This is a genomic window from Bacillus sp. FSL K6-2431 (assembly GCF_038005165.1).
Classification (GTDB): Bacteria; Bacillota; Bacilli; order Bacillales; family Bacillaceae; genus Bacillus; species Bacillus pumilus.
On record NZ_JBBOSQ010000001.1, the window covers coordinates 1,444,611 to 1,461,420 of the forward strand.

General features: G+C 44.5%; 16 protein-coding genes and 1 riboswitch. All 16 genes read right to left on the minus strand.

Annotation, left to right across the window (positions count from 1 at the left end):
• Nucleotides 1-253 precede the first annotated feature (253 nt).
• The 16 genes from purD to MHH40_RS07265 all read right to left on the minus strand — a co-directional run bounded on the left by purD (nucleotide 254) and on the right by MHH40_RS07265 (nucleotide 16,709).
• Nucleotides 254-1,528 (minus strand): phosphoribosylamine--glycine ligase, encoded by a 1,275-nt coding sequence (purD, locus tag MHH40_RS07190; RefSeq protein ID WP_251191439.1) that lies wholly within the window; start codon nucleotides 1,526-1,528, stop codon nucleotides 254-256.
• Between the two features lie 12 nt (nucleotides 1,529-1,540).
• The gene (purH, locus tag MHH40_RS07195; RefSeq protein ID WP_003214148.1) at nucleotides 1,541-3,079 is read right to left on the minus strand and encodes a bifunctional phosphoribosylaminoimidazolecarboxamide formyltransferase/IMP cyclohydrolase; all 1,539 of its coding nucleotides are present in this window, start codon (nucleotides 3,077-3,079) and stop codon (nucleotides 1,541-1,543) included.
• Between the two features lie 15 nt (nucleotides 3,080-3,094).
• Nucleotides 3,095-3,664, minus strand: coding sequence for a phosphoribosylglycinamide formyltransferase (purN, locus tag MHH40_RS07200; RefSeq protein WP_050945713.1), 570 nt, complete (start codon nucleotides 3,662-3,664; stop codon nucleotides 3,095-3,097).
• Nucleotides 3,661-4,701, minus strand: a complete 1,041-nt coding sequence (gene purM / locus MHH40_RS07205) for a phosphoribosylformylglycinamidine cyclo-ligase (protein ID WP_050945712.1) — start codon at nucleotides 4,699-4,701, stop codon at nucleotides 3,661-3,663. The genes purN and purM overlap by 4 nt, the downstream gene beginning before the upstream one ends.
• Before the next feature lie 95 nt (nucleotides 4,702-4,796).
• Nucleotides 4,797-6,227 carry an amidophosphoribosyltransferase gene (purF, locus tag MHH40_RS07210; RefSeq protein WP_003213939.1) on the minus strand — a complete coding sequence of 477 codons (1,431 nt, stop codon included), beginning with the start codon at nucleotides 6,225-6,227 and terminating at the stop codon, nucleotides 4,797-4,799.
• Nucleotides 6,203-8,434, minus strand: a complete 2,232-nt coding sequence (purL, locus tag MHH40_RS07215) for a phosphoribosylformylglycinamidine synthase subunit PurL (protein WP_050945711.1) — start codon at nucleotides 8,432-8,434, stop codon at nucleotides 6,203-6,205. The genes purF and purL overlap by 25 nt, the downstream gene beginning before the upstream one ends.
• Nucleotides 8,418-9,101 (minus strand): phosphoribosylformylglycinamidine synthase subunit PurQ, encoded by a 684-nt coding sequence (gene purQ, locus MHH40_RS07220; RefSeq protein WP_044141518.1) that lies wholly within the window; start codon nucleotides 9,099-9,101, stop codon nucleotides 8,418-8,420. Before purQ ends, purL begins: the two co-directional genes overlap by 17 nt.
• On the minus strand, nucleotides 9,098-9,352 hold the full coding sequence (gene purS, locus MHH40_RS07225; RefSeq protein ID WP_003214349.1) for a phosphoribosylformylglycinamidine synthase subunit PurS: 255 nt from the start codon (nucleotides 9,350-9,352) through the stop codon (nucleotides 9,098-9,100). The genes purQ and purS overlap by 4 nt, the downstream gene beginning before the upstream one ends.
• A complete protein-coding gene (purC, locus tag MHH40_RS07230; protein WP_050945710.1) occupies nucleotides 9,345-10,067 on the minus strand; it encodes a phosphoribosylaminoimidazolesuccinocarboxamide synthase in 723 nt (240 codons plus the stop codon). The genes purS and purC overlap by 8 nt, the downstream gene beginning before the upstream one ends.
• A 72-nt stretch (nucleotides 10,068-10,139) precedes the next feature.
• Nucleotides 10,140-11,435 carry an adenylosuccinate lyase gene (gene purB, locus MHH40_RS07235; RefSeq protein WP_003213884.1) on the minus strand — a complete coding sequence of 432 codons (1,296 nt, stop codon included), beginning with the start codon at nucleotides 11,433-11,435 and terminating at the stop codon, nucleotides 10,140-10,142.
• Nucleotides 11,432-12,574, minus strand: a complete 1,143-nt coding sequence (gene purK / locus MHH40_RS07240) for a 5-(carboxyamino)imidazole ribonucleotide synthase (protein ID WP_050945709.1) — start codon at nucleotides 12,572-12,574, stop codon at nucleotides 11,432-11,434. The genes purB and purK overlap by 4 nt, the downstream gene beginning before the upstream one ends.
• On the minus strand, nucleotides 12,567-13,055 hold the full coding sequence (gene purE / locus MHH40_RS07245; RefSeq protein ID WP_050945777.1) for a 5-(carboxyamino)imidazole ribonucleotide mutase: 489 nt from the start codon (nucleotides 13,053-13,055) through the stop codon (nucleotides 12,567-12,569). The genes purK and purE overlap by 8 nt, the downstream gene beginning before the upstream one ends.
• A gap of 169 nt (nucleotides 13,056-13,224) precedes the next feature.
• Nucleotides 13,225-13,326, minus strand: a riboswitch (purine riboswitch).
• 79 nt (nucleotides 13,327-13,405) lie between these two features.
• Complete coding sequence (locus tag MHH40_RS07250; protein WP_050945708.1) at nucleotides 13,406-13,606, minus strand: NETI motif-containing protein; 201 nt, start codon at nucleotides 13,604-13,606, stop codon at nucleotides 13,406-13,408.
• A complete protein-coding gene (locus MHH40_RS07255; protein WP_024424505.1) occupies nucleotides 13,603-14,157 on the minus strand; it encodes a DUF2179 domain-containing protein in 555 nt (184 codons plus the stop codon). The genes MHH40_RS07250 and MHH40_RS07255 overlap by 4 nt, the downstream gene beginning before the upstream one ends.
• A 206-nt stretch (nucleotides 14,158-14,363) precedes the next feature.
• Nucleotides 14,364-15,164: a hypothetical protein gene (locus MHH40_RS07260; RefSeq protein WP_050945707.1), complete on the minus strand. Its 801-nt coding sequence runs from the start codon at nucleotides 15,162-15,164 to the stop codon at nucleotides 14,364-14,366.
• Nucleotides 15,165-15,383: 219 nt separating this feature from the next.
• Complete coding sequence (locus MHH40_RS07265; protein WP_050945706.1) at nucleotides 15,384-16,709, minus strand: NCS2 family permease; 1,326 nt, start codon at nucleotides 16,707-16,709, stop codon at nucleotides 15,384-15,386.
• Nucleotides 16,710-16,810: the final 101 nt, after the last annotated feature.

Consider the following 16,810-nt stretch of genomic DNA (forward strand, 5'->3'; position numbering starts at 1 on the left):
ATTGAAAGTATCATATAACTAATGGCTGAAGCCTTTTTCATTTTATTGTGCTTAATGGCAATCAACATGATGTTATTTATAGTTATGAGAAATAAAATAAGTATGACGATTGCAAAGATAATAAATGCTTTGATTTCCATGTTTCCTCCCGATATCTATTCGTGATCCCATACTACTTCTTCATTTTCAATCGGCATCCCTTCTCATGAACAAAAAACACCTTTCCATCTCATCAGATAGAAAGGTGTTTTGATTAAACGGTTTTCCCCGCAGCCTTAAGCGCACGGGCACCGATGTCACGGCGATAAAATAGACCTGGCTGAATGATTTCTTCAACCGCTTCATACACTCTTGATCTTGCCGCTTCAAATGTGTCGTCAAATGCCGTCACATTTGCTACACGGCCGCCATTTGTGACGAATTGGTCGTTTTCTTTTTTTGTTCCTGCGTGGAAGGTCACGACATCAGAGACCGTTGTTTGCAAAGTACCGATCGGTGTGCCTTTTGCATAGTCCTCCGGGTATCCTTCTGAAGCAAGAACGACACTGACAGCGGCAGTGTCTTTCCACTGCAAGTCCACATCTTTTCCATCTAGAATGTCGAGGAAGACTTGAACTAGATCTGATTCAAGACGAGGAAGAACCACCTGCGTTTCAGGGTCGCCGAAGCGTGCATTGAACTCAATGACCTTTGAGCCTTCTGGTGTTAGCATTAAGCCTGCATATAAAATGCCTGTAAACGGACGCTCCTCCTGCACCATGGCACGAGCCGCCGGTTTGACGACATCTTCCACCGCTTTTTGGACGACTTCATCTGAAATTTGTGGAACTGGTGAATAAGCGCCCATTCCGCCGGTATTCGGTCCTTTGTCATCTTCAAATGCCCGTTTGTGATCTTGCGCGATCACCATTGGGTACACCTTTTCTCCATTGACAAAGGCCATCAATGAAAATTCCTCACCTGTTAAAAATTCCTCGATGACGACCGATGCACTTGCATCGCCAAACTTTTCATCCTCTAAAAAATCGTGCAGACAGTTGATCGCCTCTTCAAGTGTCATCGCAACTGTCACGCCTTTTCCTGCTGCGAGACCATCTGCTTTAATGACAATCGGCGCACCCTTTTCTTCCACATATGCCTTCGCTTCTTCAAACGATGTAAAAGTGGCATAAGCGGCGGTCGGGATCTCATAATTTTTCATTAAGTCTTTTGCAAATTCCTTTGAGCCTTCAATGACTGCGGCTTTTGCATTTGGTCCAAATACCTTTAGACCTGCCTCTTCAAATGCATCGACGACACCTGCAATTAAAGGAACCTCTGGACCGACAATCGTTAAGCCGATTTCATTGTCTTTTGCAAAACGAATTAATGCCTCATGATCACCTTCGTCGATCGGTACAAGCTTCGCAGCGTCTGCCATTCCATCATTGCCAGGTGCGACAAATACTTGGCTGACAAGTTCACTTTGGTTCACTTTCCATGCGATGGTATGCTCTCTTCCGCCTCTGCCGATAATTAATACGTTCACACTGTCATCCCCTTAATGTTTGAAATGTCTAACGCCAGTGAAGACCATGGCGATGCCGTATTCATCTGCTTTTTGGATTGATTCTTCATCACGAATGGAACCACCTGGCTGGATGATTGCTGTGACGCCTGCCTTTGCAGCAGCTTCCACTGTATCGCCCATCGGGAAGAATGCATCAGAGCCTAGTGCGCTTCCTTTCGCTTTTTCACCTGCTTGCTCAATCGCAATATTTGCTGAGCCCACGCGGTTCATCTGACCAGCGCCGATCCCTGCTGTCATTTGATCTTTTGCAAGGACAATCGCATTTGATTTCACATGCTTGACGACTTTCCAAGCAAGCTTTAAGTCTTTCCATTCGTCTTCTGTAGGTTCTCTTTTCGTTGGAATAGAGATCGTTGCTTCCTCTAAGCCATACGTATCAATATCCTGCACGAGCAGTCCGCCATGAACACTTGTCAGCTGCTTTTCTTTTTTCTCAAGATCTGCTTCTACATCTAATGTTAATAGACGAAGGTTCTTTTTCGCTGTTAACACGTCAAGCGCTTCTTGGCTAAACGATGGAGCGATGACGATTTCTAAGAAAATCGTATGGAGCACCTCAGCCGTTTGCTTGTCAACTTCACGGTTAAGCGCCACAATGCCGCCAAAAATAGAGGTTTCATCTGCTTTGAATGCACGGTCAAACGCTTCTGCAATCGTTTCTCCTGTACCAACGCCGCATGGGTTCATATGTTTTACAGCTACAGCCGCTGGCTCCGTAAATTCACGTACGATTTGAAGAGCTGCATCTGCATCTTTAATATTGTTGTAGGAAAGCTCTTTTCCATGTAACTGTGTAGCTGTTGCCAAAGAGCCTTTGCTTGGAAGTGCATTTTCATAGAAAGTCGCCGCTTGGTGCGGATTTTCTCCATAACGAAGGGATTGTTTTTTCTCAAACGTGACGGTGAACTGCTCTGGCTCTGTTTCGCCAACAAAGTTCGTTAAATAATCTGCAATGAGGGCATCGTAAGCAGCTGTATGACGGAATACCTTCGCCGCAAGCTCACGTTTTTTCTCAAGTGACACGCCGCCTTCTTTGATTTGCTGAACGACTGTATCATAATCACGAGGATCGACAATCACTGTGACGTCTTGGTGGTTTTTCGATGCCGCACGAAGCATTCCCGGTCCGCCAATATCAATGTTTTCAATTGCTTCTTCATACGTTACATCGTCTTTTGAGATCGTCTCTTTGAAAGGATAGAGATTCACGACAACAAGATCAATCGGCTGAATGCCATGCTTTTCAATCTGTGCCATATGCTCATCGTTTTCTCTCACTGCCAATAATCCACCATGAATGTTCGGGTGAAGCGTTTTGAGTCGTCCGTCCATGATTTCAGGGAATCCAGTGACTTCAGAAATCCCAATGACATCAATGCCATTTTCTTGAAGAAGCTTATGAGTACCTCCAGTTGAAATGACTTCAACACCAAGTTCTGTTAATTCTTTCACAAAAGGTACAAGATTCGTTTTATCAGAAACACTGATTAATGCGCGTTTGATCGTCATGCCTTCGTCACCTCATTAAGATAATTCTAAAAGTGATTTGATCACTTTTGGATATAGTGTGTGTTCTAGTTCATGCATTCTTTTTTCAATTGATTCAAGCTCTTCGCCTTGTTCAATATAGATCGCGGCTTGGTCAATAATCGGACCTGTATCCATCCCTTCATCAACAAAATGGACGGTGATGCCTGCCACTTTGACGCCTGCTTGATGCGCCTGTCCGATGGCATCAAGACCAGGGAAAGCTGGCAGCAAGGATGGGTGGATATTCACGATTTTCCCTTTGTATGCTTCAAGTAATGTCGGGCCGATTAGTCTCATATACCCCGCAAGGAAAACCCATTCTACTTCATGAAGCCTCAATTGTTCGATGATTGTTTGTTCAAAAGCGGCTTTATTCGGAAAAGCCTTCGGGGTAAAAGCAAAGGAGGGAATGCCCTCTTTCTCAGCACGCTCCAGCACCTTTGCACCCGGTTTATCACAAATCACAATGGCGGCCTCTGCCTGCCACTTTTCTTCTTTTAACGTATCTATAATGGCTTGAAAGTTCGTCCCGCTTCCAGAGGCGAAGATCGCAAACTTCTTCATGAGAGGCTTCCACCGCCGAATGTGACACCTTCTCCTTTTTGAACACGTCCGATGAGAAATGCTTTCTCTCCATCCTGTTCAAGCTCGCTAATCACATCCACAAGATCGTCCTCTTTGACAGCTAGGACAAAGCCAATGCCCATATTAAACACGTTGAACATCTCTTCTGCCTTCAACTGACCCTTTTCTTGAATAAAGGAGAAAATAGGGGGAACTGGCCATGAGCCGTTATCTACCTCAACACCAAGACCTTCAGGCAGCATACGTGGTAAATTCTCAATAAAACCGCCGCCTGTCACATGTGCCATGCCGTCAACCTTGCCGGCTTTCACTTGTTTGAGTACGGGCTTCACATAAATTTTTGTCGGTTCAAGAAGCTCTTCTCCGAGCGGTCTTGTAAAAGGTTCATACGTTTGATGCAGGTCAAGACCAGCGTCTTCCAGCAAGACTTTACGAACGAGAGAGTATCCATTGCTATGAATTCCGCTTGAGCTGAGTCCAATAAGCAAATGCCCTTCCTTGATGCCCTCTCCCGTTACGATTTCATCCTTTTCAACTACACCTACTGAAAAACCAGCAATATCATATTCTTCTTCTGTGTAAAGACCTGGCATTTCGGCTGTCTCACCGCCGACAAGTGCTGAACCAGACTGCTCACATCCGTCAGCCACACCTTTGACAATGGATTCAATTTTTACCGGATCTGCTTTTCCAACGGCTAAGTAATCTAAGAAAAAGAGCGGTTCTGCCCCTTGTGCAAGCACATCGTTGACACACATGGCCACGGCATCGACGCCGATCGTATCGTGTTTATCCATTAAAAAGGCAAGCTTTAATTTCGTTCCGACACCATCTGTTCCTGAAACAAGAACGGGCTTTTTGTATGGCAGCTCAGATAGATCAAACATACCGCCAAATCCACCTAGAGCGCCCATGACACCTGCTCGTTTTGTACGTTCTACGTGTGTTTTCATTCGTTTGACGGCTTCGTACCCTGCTTCGATGTCGACACCGGCGTTTTTATATGCTTCTGACATCCCATTCACTCCTTTTAGCTGCTGCTTTCCATGTATTTTCGGCAGAATGAAAGAGCAGCATATCAACTCATCTTGACTGCTGCTCCTTTATTCGATTATTTCGTCAAGACCGTTTCCTTCACATGCGGAAGAACCGTATCTTCATATATTTCAGTCGGGTATTTCCCAGTAAAGCATGCTAAACACTGACCGCGCTGCGGATCATCATACTTCCTGCCAATCCCGTCCATTAAACCGTCTACAGATAAAAATGCAATGGTGTCCGCACCGATTTCCTGTCTAATTTCTTCCACTGAATGAGAAGAAGCAATCAGCTCTTCGTGTGTGGATGTATCAATTCCATAAAAACATGGGTGTGCGATTGGCGGTGAACTAATGCGTACATGGACTTCCGTCGCACCCGCTTCTCTTAGCATCGTGACAATTCTGCGGCTCGTTGTCCCGCGTACGATGGAATCATCCACCATCACAACACGCTTTCCTTCGACTACACCGCGCACAGCAGACAGCTTCATCCGTACGCCCTGCTCACGCAATGCTTGAGACGGCTGGATAAACGTCCGGCCAACATAACGGTTTTTAATCAAACCGAGCTCATACGGAATACCTGTTGCTTCGGCATATCCAATCGCTGCAGAAATACTGGAATCTGGTACACCTGTCACAACATCTGCTTCGACATGCGCTTCCTCAGCAAGCTTTTTGCCAAGACTCTTTCTCGCACTATGCACATTGATGCCGTTGATATTGCTGTCAGGTCTTGAGAAATAAATGTATTCCATGCTGCACATGCTGCGGTTAATATTCATCGAGAAGCGCTCAGATTTTAAGCCTTCATCATTAATGATCAGCATTTCGCCAGGCTCCACATCACGTAAATACGTGGCACCGACGACATCAAATGCACATGTTTCAGAAGCGACAACATAAGCATCCCCAAGCATACCAAGTGAAAGCGGGCGTAAGCCGTTTGGATCAAGCGCCACGATCATTTCTGTTTCCGTCATGATTAAGAAAGCATAGGCTCCCTTAAGCATGGACAGCGCATTTTTGATCTGTTCCTTCAATTCCATATGCCCGCTGCGCTTAATTAAATGTGCCAGCACTTCGGTATCAGAAGAGGTCTGGAAAATGCTCCCTTGGTTCTCTAGCTGCTGCTTTAACTGCGTTGCATTCACTAAGTTTCCATTATGAGCAAGGGCAAGACTGCCATTGTTTTGCGAACGGAAGAAGAGGGGCTGCACATTTTCAAAGCCGCCTCCGCCTGCTGTCGCATATCGAACGTGTCCGATTGCACCTTTTCCTTTCAAATCCTTTAGCTCACCGTTTTGAAAGACTTCCGTAATCAGTCCAAGGCCTTTGTGTGATGTGAGGTTCTCACCATCTGTTGCAATGATTCCCGCACCTTCTTGTCCTCGGTGCTGAAGGCTATGCAATCCGTAATATGTGATTTGCGGGGCTTCTTCGTGTCCCCAAACCCCAAAGACACCACACTCTTCATTTAAGCCTCTGATTTCAGCAAGCATGGGATCGCTCCTTTCCATGCACGTTCAAGCTCGTTGACCGCTGCATGAATCCATTGTTGTCCTTCTTGATTTTTGACAGTAAACACACCATCATTTGTAACCGTTCCGACTTCTTTCGCATCTTTGACAGCCGCAGCAAACGCTTCGCGGTGCTCCAGTTTGACTGTGACGACAAAACGTGACTGTGTTTCACTGAATAATGAAGCTTCGCTGTTTAAATCGATTTGGATATCTGCACCAAGCCCGTCAGTTCCAAATGTACTTTCAGCAAGTGCTACACCAAGTCCGCCTTCAGACACATCATGTGCTGATTGAACGAGACCGTTTTGAATCGCGGCTAGCAGAGCTTCTTGACGCGAAAGCTCTACGTTCAAATCAATTTCCGGTGCTTTTCCGTAAATACGACCTTCTGTCATCTTTTGAAGCTCACTGCCTGCAAATTCTTCCTTCGTCTCACCAATGACGAAAATGACATCGCCAGCCTGCTGGAACGATTGAGTCGTAATATGAGCAGTATCTTCGACCAAACCAACCATCCCAATGACTGGTGTTGGGTAAATCGCTGTTCCATTTGATTCGTTATATAAAGAGACGTTCCCACCGATAACTGGTGTGCTTAGCGTGCGGCATGCTTCGCTAATCCCGTCAGCAGATTTTTCAATTTGCCAGAAAATTTCTGGTTTCTCCGGGTTACCGAAGTTCAGGTTATCTGTCACTGCAAGTGGACGAGCGCCTGAGCAGACAATGTTACGTGCTGCTTCTGCGACGGCGATTTTCCCGCCGACCTCTGGATCAAGGTAGAGATAGCGTGCGTTACAATCTGTTGTCATCGCTAGGGCTTTTTTCGTTCCGCGGATTCTTAGTACACCTGCATCAGAGCCAGGTGCAACGACGGTATTTGTCCGAACCATGTAGTCATACTGATCATAGACCCATTCTTTACTTGCAATCGTTGGCTGCTGAAGGAGCTGCTTTAATGTCTCTGCTGCATCTGTGATCGCTGGAGCTTCCACTTTCGTTTCTAAAAACTCACGATAGTATGCAGGCTCACTTGACGGCTTGTGATAAACCGGTGCTTCTTCTGCAAGAGCGTCAACAGGAAGCTCACATACCACTTCACCTTGATGGAGTAAACGAAGCATTTTATCGTCTGTCACATGACCAACTGATACTGCTTCAAGATCGTATTTTTCGAAAATATCAATGATTTCTTGCTCACGGCCTTTTTCAATGACCAGAAGCATTCTCTCTTGCGATTCAGACAGCATCATCTCGTATGCGGACATGCCTGTTTCACGCTGCGGAATGAGGTCTAAATTCATCTCAATACCAGAACCTGCTTTACTTGCCATTTCCGCACTTGAGCTTGTTAAGCCAGCCGCTCCCATATCTTGAATCCCGACGAGTGCATCGTTTTTGATGACTTCAAGGCATGCTTCAAGCAGCAGTTTTTCCATGAATGGATCACCGACTTGAACCGCTGAACGTTTTTCTTCTGATTCATCAGAAAATTCTTCAGACGCAAATGTTGCACCGTGAATACCGTCACGTCCCGTTTTAGCACCAACATACATTACCGTGTTGCCGACACCTTTTGCCTGCCCTTTTTTGATGTCTTCATGGTTGATTAATCCAACACACATCGCATTCACGAGCGGATTGCCTTCATAGCTTTGATCAAAATGAACTTCTCCGCCGACTGTAGGAATTCCGATACAGTTTCCATAGCCTGCGATCCCTGCCACTACTTCTTCAAACAAGTACTTCACGCGCGGTGAAGTCAGTTCACCAAAACGAAGAGAGTTTAGTACAGCAATTGGACGCGCACCCATGGAGAATACATCACGGATAATTCCGCCGACACCAGTAGCTGCTCCTTGATACGGTTCAATCGCAGATGGATGGTTATGTGATTCGATTTTAAATACAACCGCTTGGTTGTCTCCAATATCAACGATTCCAGCGCCTTCCCCAGGACCTTGAAGAACATGCTCTCCTTTTGTCGGGAATTTGCTTAAGACAGGCTTTGAGTTTTTATAACTGCAATGCTCTGACCACATGACAGAAAAAATGCCTATTTCTGTGTAGTTTGGCAGCCTGCCAATAATGGATTCGATTAAAGCGAATTCTTCATCACTCAATCCCATTTGCTGATACAATTTCTCTTCTTTAATTTGCTTGTGACTTGGTTCAAGCAGTAGTGACATGAGTGTCCCTCCAATTTTTCACGATAGATTGAAACAATTTAAGTCCGTCTGCGCTGCCTAGTAATGTATCCACCGCGCGCTCAGGGTGCGGCATCATGCCGAGTACATTGCCCTCTTCATTCGTTATACCTGCAATTCGATTGACACTGCCGTTAATATCGTCTCCGTAAGTGAAAGCGATTTGGTTATTTTCAATCAGCTTCGCTAAAGTGTCTTCATCACAGTAGAAGTTGCCTTCACCGTGCGCTACAGGAACCGAAATGGATTCGCCTTTTTGATAGCCGCTTGTAAATTGCGTTTCGTTGTTCTCTACAATGAGTTCAACTGGACGACAGATAAATTTTAAGTCTTTATTTCGTCTCATCGCACCTGGAAGAATGCCAAGCTCCTGAAGGATTTGGAACCCATTACAAACACCAAGAACAGGTTTTCCTTCCGCAGCTGCTTTTTTCACCGCCGGCATGATGTTTGAAAAGCGAGCAATCGCACCGCATCTTAAGTAATCCCCATAAGAGAAACCGCCTGGTACGAGTACACCGTCAAATCGGTCTAGACTCGTTTCGTCGTGCCATACATATTCAACTTGTTCACCTAACTCATCTTGAATCGCATGGTACATATCGATATCACAGTTAGAGCCAGGCAAGACGATCACTGCAAACTTCACTGTGCGACAACCTCCTCCACCTCATAGCGGTAATCTTCAATCACCGTGTTGGCCAGTAATTTTTCACACATTTCTTTGACGACTGTATCTAAATCACGATCTGATTTTTCAATGACAAGCTCCATGTATTTCCCGATACGGACATCCTTTACTTCCTGATAAGACATGCTGTGCAAGGCGTGCTGCACGGCACTTCCTTGTGGATCAAGAACGCTCTCTTTTAAGCTGACAAAAATTTTCACTTTATACATGTTTATGGCCTCCAAGTCTTTTGAAAATTTCTTCGTATGCATTTGTTAAGCCGCCCAGGTTTCGTCTGAACACGTCTTTATCAAGCTTTTCGTTTGTATCTTTGTCCCAAAGCCTGCACGTATCAGGTGAAATCTCATCAGCTAGCAAAATACGATTCTCGTGATCTATTCCGAATTCAAGCTTGAAATCAATTAAATTCACATGGCATTCTGAGAAGATTTGCTTTAACTCTTCATTTACTTGTCTTGTGATCTGCTTCATTTCCTCGACCTGCTCTGGTGTCGCTGCATCTAAAATGCGAATATGATCTTCTGTAATGAGCGGATCGCCGAGTGCATCATCTTTGTAGTAAAACTCGATCAATGGTGTATCCAGTTTTGTTCCCTCTGGAATGCCAAGGCGCTTTGACATACTGCCTGCCACCACATTTCGTACAACGACTTCAAGCGGCACAATCTGCACCTTTTGAATGAGCTGCTTTGTTTCAGAAAGTCGTTTCACAAAGTGATTGTTGATCCCTTTCTCATGTAGCATTTGAAAGATTAAGCTTGAAATTTCGTTATTCAGTCTGCCCTTGCCTTCGATTTCAGCTTTCTTTTCGCCGTTAAATGCTGTTGCTGAGTCTTTATATTCGACATATAAAATTTGCTCGTCATCGGTCTGATAGATTTTTTTCGCTTTGCCTTCGTAGAGAAGTTCTTGTTTCACAGTCATTCAGGTTGGCCTCCTAATTTGAATGTTGGCAATTTTCAGGATTGGGCACCTGACAAGCAGGTGGCCCTTTTCTTACGCAAGACCTAGACGTTCGAAAATCATATCGACATTTTTCAAGTGATAGTTGTAATCGAAGCAGTCAGCGATTTGTTCAGGTGTTAAGCGTGATGTGATTTTTTCTTCCGCTTCTACTAATGAACGGAAATGGACTTGCTTTTCCCACGCTTCCATTGCCTTCGGCTGAACCGTATCATATGCCTCTTCACGTGCCATGCCTGTATCGATTAATGCAAGAAGAACGCGCTGTGAGTAAATCAAGCCAAGTGTGCGGTCCATGTTGCGTTTCATGTTCTCAGGGAAGACCGTCAAGTTTTTCACAATGTTTGAGAAACGGTTTAGCATATAGTTCAGTGCAATCGTTGCGTCTGGTAAAATGATGCGCTCAGCAGACGAATGAGAAATATCACGCTCATGCCAAAGTGGTACATTCTCATAAGCTGTCAGCATATATCCACGGATGACGCGGGCAATTCCCGTCATATTTTCAGAGCCGATTGGGTTGCGTTTATGCGGCATTGCTGATGATCCTTTTTGTCCTTTTGCAAAGAACTCTTCTACTTCACGTGTTTCACTCTTTTGAAGTCCACGAATTTCAACAGCAAATTTCTCAATGCTTGTTGCGACGAGTGCAAGAGTTGCCATGTAATCTGCATGACGATCACGCTGCAAGGTTTGGGTTGAGATTGGTGCAGCTTTGATGCCAAGCTTCTCACATACATATTGCTCAACAAACGGGTCGATGTTCGCATATGTGCCAACAGCTCCAGAAATTTTACCGTATTCGATGCCAGCTTTTGCTTGTTTAAAACGTTCTAGGTTACGCTTCATTTCTTCGTACCAAAGACCAAGCTTCAGGCCAAATGTTGTCGGTTCAGCGTGTACACCGTGTGTACGGCCCATCATGACGGTATATTTGTGCTCTTTTGCTTTTTCTTTTAGGATGTCAACAAATCTCTCAATGTCCTTGAGCAAGATATCGTTCGCCTGCTTTAATAGATATGAAAGCGCCGTATCCACTACGTCTGTAGAGGTTAACCCGTAATGAACCCACTTTCTTTCTTCTCCTAGAGATTCAGATACAGCACGCGTAAAGGCAACCACGTCATGGCGCGTGTCTTGTTCAATCTCTAGAATACGATCAATATCAAAGCTTGCATTCTTGCGCATAGTCACAACGTCTTCTTTTGGAATAACGCCGAGCTCTGCCCAAGCTTCACAAGCGAGAATTTCTACTTCAAGCCATGCATTAAATTTGTTTTCCTCTGTCCAGATTGCTGACATTTCTGGTCGTGCGTAACGTTCGATCATTTCCCGTTTCCTCCATCTCTTTCAGTCCATATCTTTGTGATGTTTGTCATCCATTCATCATCAAGCTGTTTCATAAAAGTCATATGACCCATTTTGCGGCCGGTTTTTACTTCATGCTTTCCATATAGATAAAGCTTCGCTTCTTTGAGAAGCTCAGGATGCTCTTTTGGGATGTCTACTTCATCGCCTAATAAGTTCACCATCATGCCCTCTGATAAAAGGGCTGTACCGCCAAGCGGCAAACCGCATATCGCGCGAATATGCTGTTCAAACTGACTCGTCTCACATAAATCGAGCGTATAATGACCAGAATTATGCGGGCGAGGCGCCAGTTCATTGACGAGTAGCTCTCCTTCGTTTGTCAGGAACAGTTCTACAGCAAGTGTACCAACTAGCGCTAGCTTTTCAGCCAGTGTCGTTGCCAGCACTTTTGCCTTCTCCTGAATGCTTTCCTCTACCCTTGCAGGCACAATGCTTTGGAACAAAATGTTGTGCTTATGAATGTTCTCAGCGACTGGAAATACCGCAATCTCCCCGTGAATAGAACGAGTGACGATCACCGAGAGCTCCATTTGAAATGGGACCCATCTTTCTAAAATACATGCTCCATGTGTGAGCAATTCAGCTGCTTCGTGAAGCTGTCCCTTTTCCTTGATCACATACTGCCCTTTTCCGTCGTAGCCGCCTCTGCATGTTTTCAGCACGGCTGGCAAACCAAGTACGGTTACTGCGTCTTCCAGCTCTTTTTCATCATGAATGATGCGGTAAGGTGCGACTTCACAGCCTGCATCTACAATCCCTTTTTTCTCCGTTTCACGATTTTGAGTTAAAAGAAGAAGTTCACTTCCTTGCGGTAAATTGGCTTCTTCCTTCAATTGATTAAGTGCATCATAATCAATATTTTCAAATTCATATGTCACGACATCGCTGATTTCTGCCAGCTGTCGAATCCCATCGAGGTCACTATAAGCAGCTGTGATTTCTATATCAGCAACCTGTCCACAAGGAGATTGTGCGACTGGGTCTAAGACAGCTGCCCGGTACCCCATTTGCTTTGCGCTGACGGCCATATATCTGCCAAGCTGTCCTCCGCCGATAATACCGATGGTTGCGTTTGGAAAAATGGTCTGCTTAGCCAAGCTGATCACTGCTTTCTAGTACAGTCTGTTTTGTTTGCTCTCTTCTTTCCTCAAGGCGAGCAGCGATTGTTTCATCAAATGCTGAAATCATTTGTGCAGCTAGAAGCCCTGCATTTGTTGCACCAGCTTTGCCAATCGCCACTGTCGCAACTGGTACACCGCCTGGCATTTGAACGATGGATAATAAGGAATCCAGTCCATTTAGTGCTTTTGATTGTACGGGCACACCAATGACCGGCAGTGTCGTTTTCGCTGCGACCATCCCCGGTAAATGTGCTGCGCCTCCAGCACCGGCAATGATGACTTTTAGTCCTTTACCTCTTGCTTCTGTCGCATATTCAAACATCAAGTCAGGTGTCCGGTGTGCGGATACTACCTGTTTTTCATACGGAATGTCTAATTCCTCTAAGATATCGCACGCATTCTTCATTGTTTCCCAATCAGATGTACTTCCCATGATGACACCTACAAGCGGCTTCATTTTGTCCCCACCTTTAAGCTGATATTCGATTTTGTATCGTTTGACACGCTTCCCAAACCTAAGCAGCTTGTCAAACGCCGAACAAAAAGGCCCGATTTGCATTGCATTGTTAGGAAGCAACACAAACCGGGCCATGGTAAGCGCTGTTCGCTTTTGAAACGCCATGTCAGTTTTGTTCACTATCCTGCATAGTCCAGTCATTTACGGTAACTGGGTAGAAACTTATGGGCCATATTCCCAAGATTATATGAGGTTCGTGTTTTGAATTCATGTTTATCTTAACAACGGATGTTCATGATGTCAACGGATTTATCGAACAATCTATGAAGTCGTCGTTTTAATGTTCGGATTTAGACTGTTTTTCCTTCAAATACGATTTTTTTCCCAATCGGAATGATCTGAATCGACCCATTTTCCTTCTTTTCCTGAAAAATGGGCTCCTCCATTCGTCGGACAGGCGCGTAGCCTTCCGCTGCCATCTGGGACAACACTTGATCGATCGTCATGTCGTCTTCCACATAGAATTTCTTCTTCTTTGGTTTTGCGGTCATTCTTTAATTCTCCTTTTCTTCACAGCCTTCACCCAGAAGCCGCCGTGAATCGATTTGGGCTCATATGAAATGATAAATGCCTTTGAATCCAGCGTTTTAATCGTTTCATATAATTGCAGTTCATATTTTCTCGGTGTTAAAATTTGCAATGCTGTCCGGTCTCCTTCAAGACCGCCTGCTACCCAGCTGGTGACACCATATCCTTTTTCTCTCAATTGCCTTGGGAGATCGACATCTAATTCTTTTGTGATCACGTTAACAGTTGTGTAGCCAAGTGCCAGCTTCTCTTCAATTTTCATCCCGACAATGATCCCCATCCCATAACCTAACGCATACGCAATGACATTTTGGATTTGATCTAAGTTATCAAGTACGATACTTAATCCAATCACATAAATCAGCATTTCAATCGTACCAGCAAAAGCTGCTGCGTACCGTCTGCCTTTCATTGTTAAAATCAAACGCATGGTGGAAAATGAAACATAGACAATATTAATCACTAAAATGATCAAAACCATGGTGAACGCATTGGATAAAAGTTGTTGAAGCACGATTCGAACCCCCTGCACTAAAAAATCAAATAAAGCACCCCATATTCTACTAGAGAACATACCTTGATACAATCAAATTTGCGCGAGAAAAACACATATATCTTTCGACAAGAACGGTGGTCTTTGTTACCAAGAGTTTACCCGTTTTTTCCTCGTCTCAACATGAAAACCTCCTTTTTCAAAAAAGGAGGTTTTCATTGTGTGTATTATCCAAATCGAACAGGCACAAGTGAAGGAATCAAATACTCTCCGACAATGCCCCAGAGCAGTGCAATGATGACAAGCTCCACCAATAAAAAGATCCAGCCAGCATACATCAAATCACCGCTCACCGCTTCATGCTCCAATTGAATCGAGCGAAACAGTACGACCGCAATCAACTGGAGACCAAAAAACATCATCACAGATAAAATGACCGTCACATATGGAATATTCAGCATGGCAAATACAAGCCAAAGGATGGATAAAACCAAAACCGGTACAAGTGCGGCACCAAACTTCATGATCACTTCTTTCAGTGATATGTTTCCTTTTAGCATGTACTTACCGAGTAACCAGACGGTCAGCATCATCAATGTGAGCAGAATGAGTGTAAAGACCGCTACCCTCAAAAAGGCGTCACCAAAAGAGTAATGAATGCCAAAGCCTAATAAACGAGTCTTTGACGCCTTTAATTGAACATAGTTGCCTAAAGCAAAAAACACGCTGAATAACACAATCGAGATCCAGGCGTACTTCATCCGTAATGTTTCCGCTTGATTGATGGCCCGGCTCGGTGATTTTAACATCGCAAGTCCATATGAGCCATAGCGCTTAAACGCGCCTCCTACACCTTGCAGCATACGCTGAATGGCAGAACGCTCATCATCCGCTGCTGCTTTTACTTTCGACGTTCTCCCACGTTTTGCAGCGCTTCTGCTAAGGCGGGATTGCCTCGTTTCTTGATCTATTGATGGCTCTTCATTTTTTACGTCTGATGTACTTTGCTCTTCATCTTTTTCTAACATCTCATATCAACTCCTATCCAGCACAATCCTTACAGGCTCATACGAATGACCTGTAAGGATGACTCCTCTTAAAGTAGCGGAGTCTCTCTGTTCAGTCAAGATTCCTTGACGTTCATACGAATAGACGGCTAAAGGGCAGCAGAGGTTTTAAAATGGCAAGAAAATTAGGGCAAAACAAAAAAACAGCAGCTTCCATGAGCTGCTGCTTCAGGCGAACTATTAATGATTTAAGAAAGCAAAGTAGAGAATAAAGATCACAAACAATCCGTACATAATCGGATGTACTTCTTTGGCTTTCCCTTTAAAGATCATCGTAATCGGGTAGAAAATAAAGCCAACCGCAATCCCTGTTGCAATACTGTATGTGAGTGGCATCATAATCATCGTTAAGAACGCTGGTACGGCAATTTCAAAACGATCCCATGCAATCTTCGCAAGCGGAGCGACCATCAGTGCACCAACAATGATTAAAGCAGGTGCTGTCACATTCGAAGTAACGATGGATAAAAGCGGCGAGAAGAACATCGCAAGCAAGAAGAAAATACCTGTCACGACAGCTGCAAATCCAGAACGTGCACCAGCAGCAACACCTGAGCTAGATTCAACATAAGATGTTGTCGTCGATGTTCCAAGAATAGAACCTACAACGATTGAAGATGAATCCGCTAGAAGTGCTCTTCCTGCACGCGGCAGCTCATTATTTTTCATTAAACCAGCTTGGGTTGCAACAGCCACAAGCGTTCCTGCTGTATCAAAGAACCCAACGAATAAGAACGTTAAAATCACGACAAGCATTTGAATCGAGAAAATGTCTGGCAAGTGAATCAAGGCTTGTCCAAAGGTTGGAGATAAGCTTGGAATACTTCCCACAATTTGCGTCGGTACTGGGACAAGACCAACAATCATTCCAGCAATAGCTGTCACAAGCATCCCAATGAAGACACCTGCATTCACTCGAAGAACCATTAAAATGACAGTCACCACGATACCAAACACCGTTAATAAGACAGGACCACTATGAATGTTTCCAATCGAAACGAGCGTATTATCATTATTAGCGATAATGCCAGATCCTTGCAGACCGACAAATGTAATGAATAGACCAATACCTGCACCAACCGCAAGCTTTAGCTCAGCCGGAATGGCATTGATGATTTTTTCACGGAAACCTGTTAAAGAAAGGGCAACGAAAATCAATCCTGAAACAAATACACCAGAAAGTGCTGCTTCCCATGTGATGCCCATGCCAAGAACAACCGAGAAGGCGAAAAAGGCATTCAAGCCCATACCTGGAGCAATCGCAATCGGATACCTAGCAATCAGCCCCATCAGAATACACCCTGCGGCAGAGGCTAACGCCGTCGCAGTAAAGACAGCGCCCTGATCAATTCGTAATTTATCTGGAAAATCCGGTACCGACACTAAAGCAAGTGTGATCGGATTGACAAACAAAATGTAAGCCATCGACAAAAATGTGGTTAAACCACCGATGATTTCTCTGCGGTAATTCGTTCCTAACTCATCAAACTGAAAAAACTGTTTCAAGCCAACTGACTCCCTTCATGTCCTTTTGCTTTAGTCTGCCCCATTCACAAGTCAAATAAAAAACGCCCCAACAATTTTGGGACGCTTGACTACATATGTGA